The organism is Mycolicibacterium arseniciresistens, from assembly GCF_030519285.1.
GTDB lineage: Bacteria > Actinomycetota > Actinomycetes > Mycobacteriales > Mycobacteriaceae > Mycobacterium > Mycobacterium arseniciresistens.
Genome location: NZ_JAUMSQ010000090.1, coordinates 1 through 16,638, shown reverse-complemented (window position 1 = coordinate 16,638; position 16,638 = coordinate 1). Strand labels below are relative to the sequence as shown.

General features: G+C 69.2%; 14 protein-coding genes. 10 read left to right on the top strand and 4 right to left on the bottom strand.

All coding sequences use genetic code 11. From position 1 onward, the window contains the following. Positions 1–78: 78 nt before the first annotated feature. Together grpE and dnaK are read right to left on the bottom strand one after the other, a co-directional pair. The gene (grpE, locus tag Q2100_RS14020) at positions 79–678 is read right to left on the bottom strand and encodes a nucleotide exchange factor GrpE (protein ID WP_302914559.1); all 600 of its coding nucleotides are present in this window, start codon (positions 676–678) and stop codon (positions 79–81) included. Next, positions 675–2,531, bottom strand: coding sequence for a molecular chaperone DnaK (dnaK, locus tag Q2100_RS14015; protein ID WP_302914558.1), 1,857 nt, complete (start codon positions 2,529–2,531; stop codon positions 675–677). Before dnaK ends, grpE begins: the two co-directional genes overlap by 4 nt. Positions 2,532–2,726: 195 nt before the next feature. On the opposite strand from dnaK, the gene Q2100_RS14010 reads away from it, so the two are divergent. Further along, positions 2,727–3,440, top strand: a complete 714-nt coding sequence (locus tag Q2100_RS14010) for an oxygen-binding di-iron domain-containing protein (RefSeq protein WP_302914557.1) — start codon at positions 2,727–2,729, stop codon at positions 3,438–3,440. Between the two features lie 12 nt (positions 3,441–3,452). Here the strand turns inward: Q2100_RS14010 and Q2100_RS14005 are convergent, their stop codons facing one another. Both Q2100_RS14005 and Q2100_RS14000 read right to left on the bottom strand, forming a co-directional pair. Beyond that, positions 3,453–5,192 carry an acyl-CoA dehydrogenase family protein gene (locus Q2100_RS14005; protein WP_302914572.1) on the bottom strand — a complete coding sequence of 580 codons (1,740 nt, stop codon included), beginning with the start codon at positions 5,190–5,192 and terminating at the stop codon, positions 3,453–3,455. 104 nt (positions 5,193–5,296) lie between these two features. Beyond that, positions 5,297–5,920 carry a DUF1942 domain-containing protein gene (locus Q2100_RS14000; RefSeq protein ID WP_302914556.1) on the bottom strand — a complete coding sequence of 208 codons (624 nt, stop codon included), beginning with the start codon at positions 5,918–5,920 and terminating at the stop codon, positions 5,297–5,299. Between the two features lie 148 nt (positions 5,921–6,068). Here Q2100_RS14000 and Q2100_RS13995 point away from each other — a divergent pair, with 148 nt between their 5' ends. The 9 genes from Q2100_RS13995 to Q2100_RS13955 all read left to right on the top strand — a co-directional run bounded on the left by Q2100_RS13995 (position 6,069) and on the right by Q2100_RS13955 (position 16,429). Further along, positions 6,069–6,905 carry an NHL repeat-containing protein gene (locus Q2100_RS13995; protein ID WP_302914555.1) on the top strand — a complete coding sequence of 279 codons (837 nt, stop codon included), beginning with the start codon at positions 6,069–6,071 and terminating at the stop codon, positions 6,903–6,905. Beyond that, positions 6,902–9,136, top strand: coding sequence for an endonuclease/exonuclease/phosphatase family protein (locus Q2100_RS13990; protein ID WP_302914554.1), 2,235 nt, complete (start codon positions 6,902–6,904; stop codon positions 9,134–9,136). The genes Q2100_RS13995 and Q2100_RS13990 overlap by 4 nt, the downstream gene beginning before the upstream one ends. Positions 9,137–9,197: 61 nt before the next feature. Further along, positions 9,198–11,717 carry an excinuclease ABC subunit UvrA gene (locus tag Q2100_RS13985; RefSeq protein ID WP_302914553.1) on the top strand — a complete coding sequence of 840 codons (2,520 nt, stop codon included), beginning with the start codon at positions 9,198–9,200 and terminating at the stop codon, positions 11,715–11,717. Positions 11,718–11,775: 58 nt separating this feature from the next. Next, positions 11,776–12,303: a hypothetical protein gene (locus Q2100_RS13980; RefSeq protein WP_302914552.1), complete on the top strand. Its 528-nt coding sequence runs from the start codon at positions 11,776–11,778 to the stop codon at positions 12,301–12,303. Positions 12,304–12,390: 87 nt separating this feature from the next. Further along, positions 12,391–13,815 carry a glucose-6-phosphate dehydrogenase gene (zwf, locus tag Q2100_RS13975; RefSeq protein ID WP_302914551.1) on the top strand — a complete coding sequence of 475 codons (1,425 nt, stop codon included), beginning with the start codon at positions 12,391–12,393 and terminating at the stop codon, positions 13,813–13,815. Positions 13,816–13,819: 4 nt separating this feature from the next. Then, positions 13,820–14,440: a TIGR03085 family metal-binding protein gene (locus tag Q2100_RS13970; protein WP_302914550.1), complete on the top strand. Its 621-nt coding sequence runs from the start codon at positions 13,820–13,822 to the stop codon at positions 14,438–14,440. An 11-nt stretch (positions 14,441–14,451) separates the two neighbouring features. After that, on the top strand, positions 14,452–15,393 hold the full coding sequence (locus Q2100_RS13965; protein ID WP_302914549.1) for an LLM class F420-dependent oxidoreductase: 942 nt from the start codon (positions 14,452–14,454) through the stop codon (positions 15,391–15,393). Between the two features lie 33 nt (positions 15,394–15,426). Continuing rightward, positions 15,427–15,867, top strand: coding sequence for a hypothetical protein (locus tag Q2100_RS13960; RefSeq protein WP_302914548.1), 441 nt, complete (start codon positions 15,427–15,429; stop codon positions 15,865–15,867). Between the two features lie 13 nt (positions 15,868–15,880). Continuing rightward, the gene (locus Q2100_RS13955) at positions 15,881–16,429 is read left to right on the top strand and encodes a hypothetical protein (RefSeq protein ID WP_302914547.1); all 549 of its coding nucleotides are present in this window, start codon (positions 15,881–15,883) and stop codon (positions 16,427–16,429) included. The last annotated feature ends 209 nt before the right edge of the window (positions 16,430–16,638 follow it).

The window sequence follows — 16,638 nt, the reverse complement described above, 5'->3', positions numbered from 1 at the left end:
GGTTTCCGGGTCGACGTGCCGCAGGTGTCGCGCCGGAAGAGCGGCGGCCGGGAGCCTTCGACTCCCGACCGCCGGTGCTCATTCCGCGTCCTGGGCGGAGCCGGCCTGCTCACCGGCACCGTCGGCGGGTGCCTCGGGAACCGTGTCCACCACGCCGACGAGCGCGTGGCGCACCACCTGCTCGCCGACCCGGTATCCGCGTCGCATCACGGTGCCGACGATCGGGTGGGTGCCTTCGCCCTCGTGCTGCACGGCTTCGTGCAGCGCCGGGTCGAACGGGTCACCCTCTTCGCCGAATCCGGAGAGTCCGAGCCCTTCCAGCGCGGTCGCCAGCTTGTCGGCGACCGACTTCAGCGGGCCGGACTCCAGATCACCGTGGCTACGCGCCCGGTCGAGATCGTCGAGCACGGGCAGCAACTGGGTGACGGCCGCGACCTTGGCCCGCTCGGCGATGAGCTGCTGATCGCGCAGCGTCCGCTTGCGGTAGTTGTCGTACTCGGCCTTCACCCGTTGCAGGGTGCCCTTGAGCTCGGCGACCTCGTCGGTGTCCGACTCGGGGCCGGGGGCGGCGGGCGCCGGCTCACTGGGAGCCGGCGCCTCGCGGACCTCACCGGTGTCGGGATCGATGCGCCGTTTGTCGGTGATGGTCACCGGCTCGTGCGGATCGTTCTCACTCACTTGTTCTCCCGGTCATCCTCGACGACCTCGGCATCGACGACGTCGTCATCGCTGTTGGTGGAGCCGCCGGCAGCGCCGCCCGCGGCCTGCTCGGCCTGGGTGGCCTCGTAGATCGCCTGGCCCAGCGCCTGACTCTCCTCGCCCAGCTTCTCCATCGCGGCCTTGATCGCCGAGATGTCGGTGCCGGCAAGAGCCGACTTGGCGTCGGCCACCGCGGAGTCCACCTTGCTCAGCGTGTCCTCGGGGACCTTCGAGCCGCCTTCGGCCTCGCGCTGCTCCTTGACGAACTTCTCCGTCTGGTAGACCAGCGACTCGGCCTGGTTGCGGACGTCGGCCTCCTCGCGACGCTGGCGGTCCTCCTCGGCGTGCGCCTCGGCGTCCTTGATCATCCGGTCGATCTCCTCCTTGGACAGGCCGGAGCCCTCCTGGATGCGGATCGTGTTCTCCTTGCCGGTGCCCTTGTCCTTCGCGGTGACGTGCACGATGCCGTTGGCGTCGATGTCGAACGTCACCTCGATCTGGGGCACGCCGCGCGGAGCCGGCGGGATACCGGTCAGCTCGAAGGAGCCGAGCAGCTTGTTGTGCGAGGCGATCTCACGCTCACCCTGGAACACCTGGATCTGCACCGACGGCTGGTTGTCGTCGGCCGTGGTGAACGTCTCCGACCGCTTGGTCGGGATCGTGGTGTTGCGCTCGATGAGCTTGGTCATCACGCCGCCCTTGGTCTCGATGCCGAGGCTCAGCGGGGTGACATCGAGCAGCAGGACGTCCTTCACCTCACCCTTCAGCACGCCGGCCTGCAGGGCCGCGCCGACCGCGACGACCTCGTCGGGGTTGACGCCCTTGTTGGGCTCCTGCCCACCGGTCATCTCCTTGACGAGTTCGGAGACCGCGGGCATCCGGGTGGAACCGCCGACCAGCACCACGTGATCGATGTCGGACACCGAGATGCCGGCGTCCTTGATCACCTGCTGGAACGGCTTGCGGGTGCGGTCCAGCAGATCCTGGGTGATGCGCTGGAACTCCGAGCGGGTCAGCTGCTCGTCGAGGAACAGCGGGTTCTTGTCCGCGTCGACGGTGATGTAGGGCAGGTTGATCGAGGTGCTCTGCGAGCTCGAGAGCTCGATCTTCGCCTTCTCGGCGGCCTCACGCAGCCGCTGCATCGCCATCTTGTCCTTGGTCAGGTCGATGCCGCTGGTGCCCTTGAACTTCTCGACGAGCCACTCGACGATCCGGTCGTCCCAGTCGTCGCCACCGAGGTGGTTGTCACCCGAGGTGGCGCGCACCTCGACGACGCCTTCGCCGATCTCCAGCAGGGACACGTCGAACGTGCCGCCGCCGAGGTCGAAGACCAGGATGGTCTGTTCCTTCTCGCCCTTGTCCAGGCCGTAGGCCAGGGCGGCCGCGGTGGGCTCGTTGACGATGCGCAGCACGTTCAGCCCGGCGATCTGGCCGGCTTCCTTGGTGGCCTGCCGCTGGGCGTCGTTGAAGTACGCAGGCACGGTGATGACCGCGTCGGTGATGTCCTCACCCAGGTAGCTCTCGGCGTCGCGCTTCAGCTTCTGCAGGATGCGCGCACTGATCTCCTGGGGGGTGTAGTTCTTGCCGTCGATCTCCACGGACCATTCCGTGCCGATCTCACGCTTGACCGAACGGATGGTCCGGTCGACGTTGGTGACCGCCTGGTTCTTGGCGGGCTGGCCGACGAGCACCTCGCCGTTGCGGGCGAATGCGACCACCGACGGTGTGGTGCGCGAGCCCTCCGAGTTCGCGACGACGACGGGATCGCCGCCCTCGAGCACCGCGACCACGGAGTTGGTGGTCCCGAGGTCGATTCCGACCGCACGAGCCATGGTGTTGCCTCCTGATTAGATACGTAGGGTCTGAGCGGACCGCACTCAAGACTGCAACCGTTGACCGCTTCCTGTCAACCCAGACTTGAGCCTGATTCACTCAACTTATTCGAATGGCTCAACGGGGCGGCCCGCCGATTTGTTCCCGGCGGCGTATCCGGTCCGAAACGGTCGCGGTCGGCGGACCATCGATCCATGGACACCGTTGTGGACGAGATCGGGCCCGGCTTCTTCCGGCTGTCGACCTGGATCCCCGACATCACCGAGCACGGCTTCACCATGAACCAGTTCCTGCTGACCGGCGACGAACCGTTCCTCTTCCACTGTGGACAACGCCTGCTGTTCCCGCTGGTGTCCGCGGCGCTGCGCCGGGTCATGCCCGTCGAGGAGCTGCGGTGGATCTCCTTCGGCCACGTGGAGGCCGACGAGTGCGGAGCGATGAACCACTGGCTGGCGGCCGCACCGCACGCCGAGGTGATCCACGGTCCGCTGGCGTGCATGCTGTCGCTCACCGACATGTGCGACCGCCCGCCGGTCGCCGCCACCGACGATCCCCTCGACATCGGGGGTCACGTCCTGCGATTCCTCCCGACGCCCCATGTCCCGCACAACTGGGAGGCGGGCCTCTGGTTCGACGAGAGCACCGGCACGCTGCTGGCCGGTGACCTGTTCACCCACGCAGGCAGATGCCCCGCGCTCACGGAGTCCGACCTCGTGGGACCGGCCCTGCAGGCCGAGGAGTTCTTCCGCGCGACGGGTCTGACCGCCACGCTCGGGCCGACACTGACCACGCTGGCCGATCTGCGCCCGACGACGCTGGCGACGATGCACGGGGCCTCGTTCGCCGGCGACGGCGCGGCGCAACTGCACGCACTCGCCGACGGGTACGCCCAGATGGCGCGCGCCTGACGGGCGCGGTGGTCAGGGCCGCATCTCGTAGGCGCCGTCGTAGGACACCACCTGCGTCCACACCCGGTCGAATCGCTCGGCGTCGGCCACCGGCTTGCGCAGCGTCGACACCGCCCAGCCCTGCTGTGCCTCGGTCGAGCTCGGCTTGCCGTGCAACGCGACGGCGTAGCCGGAGAAATCGCGGATCGCGACGTCGAAGATCTGGTCGAGCAGGTCGCCGTCGAGGCCGGTGATCTCGGCCTGCTCGAGGATCAGCTGGCCGTACACCACCAGCGAGAACAGGTGGCCCACCACGAGCACGAAGTCCAGGTCGCGCTGCTGGTCCGCGTCGGGCGGTGACGTCGTCAGCAGGTCCTTCAGCGCCTGCACCTGCTCGTAGAACACCGCCACGTTGGGCAGGCCGAGGTGCCGTTCGTATACGGGCGCCCAGTCGGCGAACTGGACTCTCGATGCGCCGCGGGCCGGACCCTGCGACCAGAAGAAGACGTCGTCGGCCGGGTCACGGCGGGTGCCGACCTCCGGATAGCTCGCCGGGTTGAACATGTAGTTCGGCATGAACTTGAGGATCTGCGCGACGTTGACGTGCACGGTGCCCTCGAGCCTGGGCAGTGCGCCGATGAGGCGCGCGACCTCACAGAAGTAGGTGTTCCGCTCGAAACCCTTGGCGGCGAGGATGTCCCACAGCAGCGTCACCACCTTCTCGCCCTCAGAGGTCACCTTCGACTTCGTGACGGGGTTGAACAGCAGGTAGCGGCGGTCGTCGAGACTCGCGCTGCGGAAGTAGTCGACGGCGCGGTCGCTGAACAGTTTCATCGCGATCAGGCGTGCGAACGCCTCGACGAAACCCGCTCGCACATGCGGGAAGTCGGTGACGGGGTTGCCGTACAGGATGCGGTTGTTGGCGTGGGTGATCGCCTCGTAGAACGCGTGCTCGCACATCCCGATCGAGCCGCTGCAGAGGTTGAACTTGCCGACGTTGACGGTGTTGAGGGCCGCGGAGAACGCGTCCGGTCCGGTGCACAGGATGTCCTCCTCGTGCACCGGGTACTCGTTGAGCCGGAAGTTGCTCACGAACATCTGGCCGTGCACCACGTTGCCGATCAGCTCGTAGTCGTCGTGCCCGGAGTCCGCGACGAACCACACGTACCCGTCGGCGCCCTCGACGTCGGTGCGGCGCGAGAACACCGAGACCATGCCCGCCACGTTGCCGTTGCCGATGTAGTACTTCTCGCCCGACGCGCGGAACACCACCCCCTCCTCGTCGTCGGCGCCCGCCGGCGTCAACAGCAGGTCGGTGTTGTAGATGTCGGCGCCGTGTTCGCGTTCGGAGAGCGCGAACGCCATCACCCCGCCGTCCTCGAGCTGAGCGGCGGCCTTCTCCTTGGCCTTGATGTTGTCGCTCTGCCAGATCGGCCCGAGCCCGAGGATGGTGACCTGCTCGGCGTACCAGTAGGCCAGCCCGTAGAAGCCGAGGATCTCGCTCAGCGCGGCGTTGCGAGAGGTGTCCCAGCGCTTGTCCGGGTCGCCGCCGCCGTACTCCGACGGGGTCAGGAACGTCGCGAACAGCCGTTCCCTTTTGACGAAGTCGAGGAAATCCGACACCCAGGCCGCCTGCAGGTCGTCGTCGAGCAGTCGGGTCTTGCCACGCGTCTCGAACCAGTCGATCAGGGCGCGGAGCAGTCGGCGCGTCTCGGCGTCGAAGTGTTGCGGGTCATAGGCGTTGGGATCGAGCAGCAGTCCGCTCTCCGGCATGGTGGCCCCTTCCGTCGGGCGGTCGGCGTCGAATCTACGGCCCCGCGGGCCCGCGTCGACCGGAACCGCCACGATGGCTCGTGACCGCCGGTGTTCTCAGCGGTCTAGCCGCCACCCTCTTCGGAGTCTTCCTCAGTGTCCACGGCTTCACCTTCGAGGTACGGGAGGCCGAGTTCCTCGTCGGTCTCATCGGGCACCCCTTGCGAGGCGCCTTCCGGACCGCCACCCTCGCCGCCTGCCGAATCACTGCCGTCGGCGCTGGGCAACGGTTGGCCGGCCTGCACCCAGGTCAGCACATCCCCGGCCCCGTTGTTGTAGACCACGCTGTTCGGCGCCTCACCGACGACGGCGAAGTAGATCTGGCCCTTTCTCGTATCGCCCTGCAGGAGTGGGAATGTGCTGAGATTGAAGGCTCCGGGCAGGACGGGATAGGTGGCACCGCTCGCCGAGCGGGCGGTGAAGGACGGCACCGCCGGAATGACCGTGCCCTGCAGTGCCTTGGCCATCACCGTGGCCTCATACAGCTGACCGCCGGCCGGGGGCGCGACGGGGGCCGAGCTCGGCACGATTCTGCTCACCGTGTACGCGACCTCAGTGCCGTTCTGACTCGCGGTCGCCTCGCTTCCTGCGACCTGGATGCTGCTCTCTGCTGCCGCCGGCGACGCGGTACCGATGCCGACCATGACTGCGCCGGCAGTGACGACTCCCGCCAATTTCGTGGTGTCCACGGTGCACTCCCTTGCCGTTGTGTTTGGTAGACGGCGTTACCCGTCGAAGAGGCATTCAAACTCCGACGGGTAGCCGACCACGGGTAGCCGACTACCCCACCGGTCAAGATCACCCCCGCCGCGGCGGCCGAGGCGACAGACTGAGCCGATGACAGTCGTGTTCACAGAGTTCCTGGGCGGCCGGGTGTTCGAGGTCGACGGGGACACCCTCGATCCGGGGACGCTGACGGAGTTCGGCGGCGCCGCGCTGTCCGGTCCGTCGGGGGCCGCGCGGGACGGCACAGGGACCGTCGCGGTCGCCGAGTTGACCGGGGACAGCCTCGCCGCAGCGAACTTCGGCGGCGGGTGGACCCGCTTCGGCTCGTCCGGCAGCGGAACCGGTGAGTTCCGACGACCGGTGGCGACCGCGTTCAGCGGCGGGCGGCTCGTGGCCCTCGACGGCGGCAACTCCCGGCTCGTGTTCATCGACGACATCGGCGGCGGAGGCTGGACCACCTACGGGCACATGGGGGCGCCCACCGCCGCGGATCCGGCGGAAGGGGCGTACGCCGATCCCCGCGGGCTGGCGGTCGACACGAGTGACCGCATCTGGGTCACCGACCCCGGCGCCCACCGGCTCACCCGCATCGACGGCGATCTCGGCGGGTGGACGGAGATCCCGCTGCCGGGCGGCGCGAAACCCACTGTGCCCTACTCCGTCTGCTCTCATCTGGACGGCGTCGCGCTCATCGACGTCGGCAACCGCAGGCTGCTGATCGTCGACGACGCCGGGACGCGGGCGGTGGCACTCGACGGTGCGGCGTGGCCGGCCCCCACCTTCGTCGCGTCGGCCGGTGACAACCTGGTGGTCGCCGACCTGCGGGCCAACGAGCTGCGGCTGCTGCAACCGGCAGGCGACGGCTTCGACGAGGTGGCCCGGCTCCGGGGCAGTCCACCCGATGTCGTTGTGCCGCTGTTCGACTCGATAGGAGGACTCGGATCGTGAGCGACTCGATGCGCATCCTCACCTACAACGTCCAGATGCGGTCGGCGCTGATGGAGATGGGATTCCCGCCGTCGATCCCTCCGGTCTACACCGCTCCGCAGCGCGCCGCACTCATCGCGAAGGCGATCCTGAACAGCCCGGAGGAGATCGACGTCGTCTGCCTCAACGAGGTCTTCGACGAACCGGCCCGCGACGTACTCAGCGCAAGATTGCGCGCGAAGTTCCCGTATCAGGTGGCCAAGGCCGACACGTTCCACACCCGCATCGTCAGACCCGGATTCGTCGGCGACCTGCAGGAGGCGGTGTGGGAGATCACCATGGGCCCGCTGGCGGATCTCGCCGGCCTGGCTGCGCTGAAGTTCGAGGACAGCGGCCTCTTCCTGGCGAGCCGCTACCCGTTCGCGACGGTGCCCGCGCCGCCCGATGCCGCCGACCTGCTCGACCCCGCGTTCGCCGGCAAGGTGCCCGTGGTGCGGTTCCTGATGTACGCCGCGGCATCCGACAACGACAAGTTCGCCGCCAAGGGGGTGCTCTACGCGCGGCTGAAACCGCCCGGTTCCGACGAGCGGCACGTGTTCATCAGCCACACGCAGGCCGACACCGACATGGTCGGCGAGAACGTCGGAGACCGTCTCGCGCAGATGCAGGATGTGGCGAAGTTCGTCGAACGGTGCGTCGAGGAATCGCCGCCCTTCAGCAAGGAGGTCTTCTTCCTCGGCGACCTCAACGTCGTGGGGTACGCCGACCTCGACAGTGCGGCCCATCCCCCGGGACCCGACCCCGAGTGGACCACCCTGTTCGGCAAGCCCGGGGCGCCGCTGTACGAACAGCTCGTCGACCGGTGGGGCCGCGACCAGTGCCCCGGGCCGGCCAGCGGGCGCAGCGACCCAGGCTTCACCGCCGACGCGGTGTACCCGCCGTACCGGCAACGGCTGGACTACGTGTTCTCCTCGGCGACAAGCCGATTGGCCGTGCAGCACCTGCGCATCGACCGGGACTTGGCCGATCCTCACGGACTGGTTCCGTACCTCAGCGACCACCATCCGCTGCGTGCGGACTTCCACGAGGCCGAGCCGTTCCGGACACCGGCGACCGCGGTCGACGTGCCGAGCCAGGTGGACTACTCCCACGGCTCGTCCCTGACCGAGGGTGTCGTTCAGTGGTACAGAGTCGACGCGCCGGGCACCTACGACATCGACCTGACCTGGACCGGCGCGGAGACGCTGTTCGAGATCTATCTCGGCGACGACTTCTCCACGCCGCAGCCGCCGTACCGCAACCCGAGCGACCCGGAGCTCGGTGAGCGGTTCGTGCTGATGGCGCCGTTCTTCATCAAGGTGTTCCTCCGGAATCGGCACAGCGAATGCTCCTACGTCCTGCGCATGCACCTCCACGAGGGGCGGACGTGGCGGGACGCGATCGTGCTGATCCCCGAGAAGGCGCGCACGGAATGGTTCCCGGAGCAGCCGTTCAACATCGACACCGGTGACGCCGACTGGGACGACAGTGAGAGCAAGTGGTTCCTGGTGGAGACGCCGCGCATCGCACTGCCGCGACCGGCCGAACTGTTCGTCGACGTCGAGTACGCGGTCGTGGACGGTGCATACCCCACCGACGTGCTGTTGACCGTGGGCCGCTGGGACGGCATCAACCCGCCCGCCGAGTGGCTCTTTGACGCCGGACCCGACAGCCAGCCGAACGTCGCGTGGGAGGCCAAGGAGAACGAACACTTCTTCGTCCTGGTGCAACGCACGACGGACCCGTCACGCAAGGTGGAGTTCAAGATCGTGTTGCGAACGCCGATCAACCTGCTCCTCACCTGGCCTGCCATCGAGGCCACCCTGACCTGCCAGCAGGAGACCTCGGGCTGGGGCGCCGACGACATCGCCCTCCAGGTGCGCGCCGACGGGCAGATGATCGCCGACATCACCCATTCGGTCATCGGTGACTTCGAGGACGACGCGGTGCGTACCGTCGGCGACAAATTCCCCGCCCCGAGAACGGTCTATCTCGACGGAGTCGAGGTGTCGGTGATCGAAGAGGACGACATCGACGACAACGACGTCGGCACCGGCTTCGTCCCACCGGTCGCCGACGCGAAGTCCACCCCCGGCTTCACGGTGCTCGACGAAGGCCTCGACGGCCGCATCTGCGGTGTGGCGAGGATCAGGGTCGACGACGGCTGGTACGCCTTCGCCTGCCGGATCGCGCGCTGGCATCCGGAGGCCTGACGTCGCACGACGTCTGCCGCATCGCGTCCCGCGCGAACCACGTCGTGACATGGTGGCTGACATGACGCCCGGTCCCGATCGCGAACCACTCGATCCGTACGTGCGCGTCCGGGGGTCGCGGGTGCACAACCTGCGCTCCGTCGACGTGGCCGCCCCACGCGACGCCTTCGTGGCCTTCACCGGCGTATCGGGTTCCGGCAAATCCTCGCTGGCGTTCGGCACGATCTACGCCGAGGCGCAGCGCAGGTATTTCGAGTCCGTCGCTCCGTACGCCCGGCGGCTGCTGCTGCCCGCGGGCGCTCCGAAGGTCGACGACATCACCGGGCTTCCCCCTGCGGTGGCGCTTGCGCAGCGACGGGGTTCGTCGTCCTCGCGCTCGACGGTCGGTACCGTGACGACGCTGTCGAACCTGTTGCGCATGTTGTTCTCGCGGGCCGGCACCTATCCGCCGGGGAGCACCGAACGACTCGACTCCGACGCCTTCTCCCCCAACACCGCCGTCGGCGCGTGCCCGGAATGCCACGGGCTCGGCCGCGTCCACCGGGTCACCGAAAGCACGCTGGTGCCCGATCCGTCGCTGAGCATCCGCGAGGGCGCGGTCGCGGCGTGGCCGGGCGCGTGGCAGGGGCAGAACCTGCGCGACATCCTCATCACGCTCGGCTACGACATCGACAGACCTTGGCGCAAACTGCCCAAGCGGCAAAGGGATTGGATTCTCTTCACCGACGACCAGCCGACCGTCGAGATCGATCCGGGCGTGCACCCGGTGACGGCCGACTACTACTACAACGGCACCTTCTCCAGCGCCGAACGCCACGTCCGCCACACGCTGGCCAACTCACAGAGCGCCGCCATGCGCCGCCGGGTGCTGCAGTACGTCGACAGCGCCGAGTGCCCGGTCTGCCACGGCGCCGGGCTGCGCCCCGAGTCCCTGGCCGTGACCTTCGCGGGCCGCTCCATCGCCGACTACGTCGCCATGCCGCTGACAGAGCTCGCCGAGGCGTTGCGGCCCACCGCCGTTCGCACGGACTTCGCACCCGCCTACGAGTCGACGGAGTCCGGCGAGCTCACCGAGGTGGCCACGATGATCGCCGCCGATCTGGTGGCCCGGATCGCGATCCTGGTGGACCTCGGGCTGGGCTACCTGAGCATGGACCGACGCACACCGACGGTGTCGCCGGGTGAACTGCAGCGTCTCAAGCTCGCCACGGAGTTGCGGTCCGGACTGTTCGGCGTGCTGTACGTTCTCGACGAACCGTCGGCGGGGCTGCACCCGGCCGACGCCGAACCGCTGCTCGAGGTGCTGGACAGGCTTCGCCGCGCCGGCAATTCGCTCTTCGTCGTCGAGCACGACATGGACGTGGTGCGCCGCGCCGATTGGATCGTCGACGTCGGACCGGGTGCGGGTGAGCACGGCGGCGAGGTGCTCTACAGCGGACCGGTGGCGGGGCTGGCCGACGTCACCGCGTCGACCACGCGCCGCTACCTGTTCGACGACGCGGCACGCGAGGCCGGGAAGCGACGGACGCCGCGGAGCAGATTGAAACTGCGCGGCATCGACTTCCACAATCTGCACGGCCTCGACGTCGACCTGCCGCTCGGCGTGTTCACCGCGGTGACGGGCGTCTCCGGGTCGGGAAAGTCCACCCTGGTGTGCAAGGTGCTCGGCGACGTGGTCACGCGCCACCTCGGATCCGGCGGCACGGCAATGCAATCCGCCGAGGAGGTCGACGACGCCGACCAGATGCTCGACATCGACCTCGACGCGAGCGTCGGGGTGAGCGCCGACGGTGTCGAGCTCATCGACCGGTTGATCAGTGTCGACCAGCGTCCGATCGGTCGCACGCCGCGGTCCAACCTCGCCACCTACACGGGCATGTTCGACGCCGTCCGGCGCGCGTTCGCCGAGACCGAGGAGGCCAGGCGGCGGGGGTGGTCGGCGGGCCGGTTCTCGTTCAACGTCGCCGAGGGACGCTGCCCCACCTGCCAGGGCGAGGGGTTCGTCGCCGTCGAACTTCTCTTCCTGCCCGGCACCTACGCCACGTGTCCCACCTGCCACGGCGCCCGCTACTCCGACGAGACGCTCGAGGTCACCTACCGCGACCGCACCATCGCCGACGTCCTCCAGATGACCGTCGACGAGGCAGGCGACTTCCTGGCCGACCTTCCCGGCGCGGCCCGCAGCCTCGCCACGCTGCGCGACGTCGGGCTGAGCTACCTGCGGCTCGGGCAGCCTGCCACCGAACTGTCCGGCGGCGAGGCCCAGCGCATCAAGCTGGCGTCGGAACTGCAGCGGACTCGGCGCGGCCACACGCTCTACGTGCTCGACGAACCCACCACGGGTCTGCACCCCGCCGACGTCGAGCGGCTGGAAGAACAGCTGCACCAGCTGGTCGACGCGGGGAACACGGTCGTCGTCGCCGAACACGACATGAACGTCGTGGCGGGCGCCGACTGGGTGATCGACCTGGGCCCCGGCGCCGGCCACGACGGGGGCCGCGTGGTCGCCGCGGGCACCCCGGACGCGGTGGCCGCATCGCGACGAAGCAGAACGGCGCCGTACCTCGCCACCCGACTCTGACGCCATTCCACGCGCGTCACTTCCGTCACTGCCGCCCCACACTCGGTAGCCTGGGCGGATGAGGCTCGTCCCGGCGATCGCAGCCGTCCTGGCCATCGGTGCGCTCGTCACGGGCTGTCAGAGCGCCCCCGAGGCGCCACCGCGGATCAAGCCGATCTCGCCGACGGAGCCGACGTTCCCGACGCCGCGGCCCAGCCGGACCCCGGCCGCCAAACCGCCGACATCCACGCCGCCTGCGCCGCCGCCGGCCCAGGAGCTGCCCGCCGAGAACGGCTACGTCTTCATCCAGACGAAGTCCGGCAAGACCCGCTGCCAGCTCGACACCGACGAGGTCGGCTGCGAAGCGCCGTTCACCGACGCCCCCGACGTCGACGGTGCGCCCGCCAACGGGGTGCGCGTGAGCGCAGGCGGCGGCATCGAATGGGTGGTCGGCAACCTCGGCGACATCCCCGCCGTCACCCTCGACTACCGCAGCTACCGCGCGGTGGGCTGGACCATCGAGGCCACCCCTGACGGCACCCGGTTCACCAACGACGGCACCCGGCACGGCATGTTCGTCGCCGTCGAACGGGTCGACACTTTCTGACGTTCTTCATCACACCTGTTTTGCCGCGACGCCTGCCGGGCAACTCACCAGCGTGCACGCACACGAAGCCAGCATCGGCCCAGCCGCATGACCACCGACGACCGGCCGCCGCCGCAGGTTTTCGTACTCTTCGGCGCGACCGGCGACCTCGCCGAGCGCAAGCTCTTCCCGGGCCTCTACAAGCTGGCCGCCGCGTCGCGCCTGCCCGATGACTACGTGGTGATCGGGTCCGGGCGCCATTCTCCCGGCAGCGACGACGAATTCCGGGACACCGTCCGCGACGGGCTGCGCGACACCGTCGAAGACATCGACGACGACGTGTTGTCGGATCTGGTGCAGCGCATCACCTTTCAGACATCGGACGCCGACGACGGCAGCGACCTCGCCGACGCCGTCCGGCAGGCCCGCGACAAGCTGGGCGAGGACGCCCGCATCCTGATCTACCTGTCGGTGCCGCCGACGGCGATGCGGCCGATGATCGGCATGCTCGGTCGCGAGCACCTCACCGACGACGCCCGCATCGTCGTGGAGAAGCCGTTCGGCACCGACCTCGAGTCGTCGCGCGAACTCGACGCGGCGCTCAAGGAGGTCGTCGACGAGGAGCAGGTGTACCGCATCGACCACTTCCTTGGGAAGGAAGCGGTGCAGAACATCCTGGCGCTGCGCTTCGCCAACGGCCTCATCGAGCCGGCATGGAACCGCGACCACCTGGAGTCGGTGCAGATCGACGTGCCCGAGGAACTCACCGTCGAGGGCCGCGGCAGCTTCTACGAGTCGACCGGCTGCTTCCGGGACATGATCTCCACACATCTGTGCCAGGTGCTCGGGTTCGTCGCGATGGAGCCGCCGGTGCACCTCGACGCGACGTCGCTGCGCAACGAGAAGGCCAAGGTGTTCCAGGCGATGCGGCCGCTGGACCCGGAGCGGGTGGTGTTCGGCCAGTACGAGGGATACCGCGACGAGGACGGCGTCGCCGACGACTCCGACGTCGAGACCTACGTCGCCCTCGAGGCCTACGTCGACACCGAACGCTGGCAGGGGATGCCCTTCTACCTGCGCACCGGCAAGGCGATGGGCGGCACCCGCCGCACCGTCACGCTGACCTTCCGCAGCCCGCCGATGGGACGCTTCGGCGACCAGACCTACGGGTCGAACCAGCTGGTGCTCGAACTCAGCGACGACGCCGCGGTCGGCGCGCACCTGATGGCCAAGCGCCCGGGCCCCGACCTGTCGCTCATGCCGGTGAGCCTGCACATCGACCTCGCCGCGGCCGACCCCGACGGCGACAGCCCGCTCGAGGCCTACGAACGGCTGCTGCTGGACGTGATGCGCGGCGACCAGACGCTGTTCACCCGCGCCGACGAGGTGGACCGGCTGTGGCAGGTGTGCCAACCGGTGCTCGACGCGCGGCCGCCGGTCCGCCCCTACGCCGAGGGAAGCTGGGGACCCGACGAGGCGCTCGCCCTGCCGGGAGTCTCCGGGTGGCGACTGCCGGACGAGTCAGGAGAATGACACCATGACCGCTGCCCAGCGCGAACGCGCCGCACTCGTCGAGACCATGCGGGCCACCGACCCCGGGGACGCCACCCTGTGCGAGGGGTGGGACACCCGCGACCTCGCCGCACACCTGGTGATCCGGGAGTACCGGCTCGACGCCGCGCCCGGCATCGCGACCCCCTTCTTCGCCGACCGGACCGACCGGATCCAGGAGCAGGTCGCGCAGTCCACCGACTGGAATCGGATGCTGGACAAGATCGCCGCGGGTCCGCCGGTCTGGTCACCGTTCAAACTGCTCGACCCGGTGGCCAACCTGGCCGAGATGTTCATCCACCACGAGGACGTCCGGCGGGCGCACCCCGGCTGGGAGCCGCGCGACCTCGACGCCGACGCCGTCAAGGGACTCACCCGCACGCTGTCGCTGTTCGCACGTCTGACGCTGGCCAAGGCGCCCACCCGGACCGCGCTGCGGACACCCGCAGGCACGACGCTGGTGACCGCCGGAAAGGGTGCGCCGGTCACGGTGACGGGCCGGCCCGAGGAGTTGCTGCTGTTCGCGGCGGGCCGGGAAGCGCGGGTGGATCTCGACGGCGATCCGCAGGCGGTGCAGGCGCTGCGCGACGCGCCGAAGGGTCTGTAGGTTCGACGAACGTGGACCTCGCCGACTTCCGTGTCTTCGTCGAGCCCCAGCAGGGGGCGACCTATGCCGACCAACTCGCGGTCGCCCGCACCGCCGAACAGCTGGGCTACTCGGCCTTCTTCCGATCCGACCACTACGTCGCGATGAGCGGCGACGGCCTGCCCGGGCCGACCGACTCGTGGGTGACGCTCGCCGGGATCGCACGGGAGACGACCTCGATCCGGCTGGGCACGATGGTCACCTCCGCCACCTTCCGCCATCCGGGCCCGCTTGCGATCTCCGTCGCCCAGGTCGACGAGATGAGCGACGGCCGAGTCGAATTGGGCCTCGGCGCCGGCTGGTACGAGGCGGAGCATCGCGCCTATGCCATCCCGTTCCCGCCGCTGGGCGAGCGGTTCGACCGGCTCACTGAGCAGCTCGACGTGATCACCGGACTCTGGGCGACGCCTTCGGGTGAGACGTTCGACTACGCGGGCGAGCACTACTCGGTCGCGGAGTCGCCCGCTCTGCCGAAACCGGTGCAGTCGCCGCGGCCGCCGATCATCATCGGTGGCGCCGGCCCGAAGCGGACGCCCGCGCTCACCGCGCGGTTCGCCGACGAGTTCAACATCCCGTTCGTGCCGCTGGACACGCTGAAAACCCAGTACGGCCGGGTGGCCGCGGCACTCGCCGACGCGGGCCGGCCGGAGGACTCGCTGATCTACTCGGCGGCCTTCGTGCTGTGCGCCGGCCGCGACGACGCCGAGGTGGCGCGGCGAGCGGCCGCGATCGGGCGGGAGGTCGACGAGCTGCGCGGCAATTCGCCGGTGACGGGAACCCCCGCGGAGATCGTCGACAAGCTCGGCCCGTTCGTCGAGGCCGGGGTGCAGCGGGTGTACCTGCAGATGCTCGACATGTCCGACCTCGACCACCTGGCGCAGTTCGCTGCGGAGGTCATCCCACAGCTGAACTGACCGGATGGCCGGGCATGGATAGGATCGGTGCCCGTGACCGGCGACGACGATGACCGCGACGGGCGGGACGCCGCGGAGCCGCCGTGGCACGAGTCGACCTCCAAGTTGTTGGGGGCGAGTGTCGCCGGGCTGGCCGCGATCGCCCTCGTCCTCTGGGGCGTGACGGCCGTGTCCCGGGACGAACCCGACAACACGCCCGCCGAGTTCGTGGATTCGACGTTCTCGAGTGCCTCGCCCTCGGATTCGGCGACCTCGACCACCTCGACGATCACCACCACCCGGTCGATTCAGACCACCGAGATCAACCCCGCGGACCCGGCGCTGACGCCGCCACCTCCGACTTCGGCTCCGGAGTCCTCGAACACGCGGTCCCGCGCACCCCGCACGAGGGAGAGCGAGGACGACGAACCGACGTCGACGCGCCGCCGGCCGCGCCTCAACGAGACCCGCTCCCTGTACCCCGGCGCCAACTGAGGGCCTACTATCGATGCCCGTGGCGCGTGACCCGAACAACTACAGCGACGACGATCCGACGCAGTACGGCAGCCAGGCCTACGGCGGTGAGGCCTACGGCAACGAGCCGAAGCAGTACAGCGATTACGGCGGTGGTTACGGCGAACCGCCCGGCGGTGGTGCGCCCCCGCCGGAGGAGCCGCAGCCCTGGTATCGCAAGCCTGCCGCGCTGGTCGCTCTCGGTGCGCTGGTAGCGCTGCTGATCGCGGTGATCATCTGGCTGGTGATCCAGCTGACGTCCGACGACTCCTCATCGGGCGAGACCACCACGACGACCACCACGACGACGTCGTCGACCGACGACACGTCGGCACCCGTGGGCCCGCCACCGACCGAGACGGTGACCGAGTCGTCGTCGGCACCGGAGACCACGACGACGACGGCGCCGACCACCACGACCACCACGGCGCCGACCACCACGACCACCACGACGACACCCCCGACCACCACATCGGTGGAGACCAGCACGAGCACCAGCACGGTGACGATCACCGTGCCGACGCTGGTCCCGCCCGGCGGCTGATCCGCGCGGGCTGCGCCACGGCGCGGAGGTAGCACCGGTCCCGAGGAAGCGGCTCCTTCGCGTCCCTACGGGCCGGGTAGGCGCCGCGTCAGCAGGTCGTCTCGGCTGAGGGCACGCACTCCGCCGGCGCCTCGGCCGCGGGCTCCGGCTCCGGGGCGGGCTCAGGAGCAGGTTCCGGTGCGGGCTCCGGCTCAGGCGCGGGCTCCGGG

Coding starts and splice junctions, on each gene's coding strand:
- zwf (WP_302914551.1), top strand. CDS start 12,391: ATGACCACCGACGACCGGCCGCCGCCGCAGGTTTTCGTACTCTTCGGC.
- Q2100_RS14010 (WP_302914557.1), top strand. CDS start 2,727: ATGGACACCGTTGTGGACGAGATCGGGCCCGGCTTCTTCCGGCTGTCG.
- Q2100_RS13985 (WP_302914553.1), top strand. CDS start 9,198: ATGACGCCCGGTCCCGATCGCGAACCACTCGATCCGTACGTGCGCGTC.
- Q2100_RS13995 (WP_302914555.1), top strand. CDS start 6,069: ATGACAGTCGTGTTCACAGAGTTCCTGGGCGGCCGGGTGTTCGAGGTC.
- Q2100_RS13980 (WP_302914552.1), top strand. CDS start 11,776: ATGAGGCTCGTCCCGGCGATCGCAGCCGTCCTGGCCATCGGTGCGCTC.
- Q2100_RS13970 (WP_302914550.1), top strand. CDS start 13,820: ATGACCGCTGCCCAGCGCGAACGCGCCGCACTCGTCGAGACCATGCGG.
- Q2100_RS13955 (WP_302914547.1), top strand. CDS start 15,881: ATGCCCGTGGCGCGTGACCCGAACAACTACAGCGACGACGATCCGACG.
- Q2100_RS14005 (WP_302914572.1), bottom strand. CDS start 5,192: ATGCCGGAGAGCGGACTGCTGCTCGATCCCAACGCCTATGACCCGCAA.
- dnaK (WP_302914558.1), bottom strand. CDS start 2,531: ATGGCTCGTGCGGTCGGAATCGACCTCGGGACCACCAACTCCGTGGTC.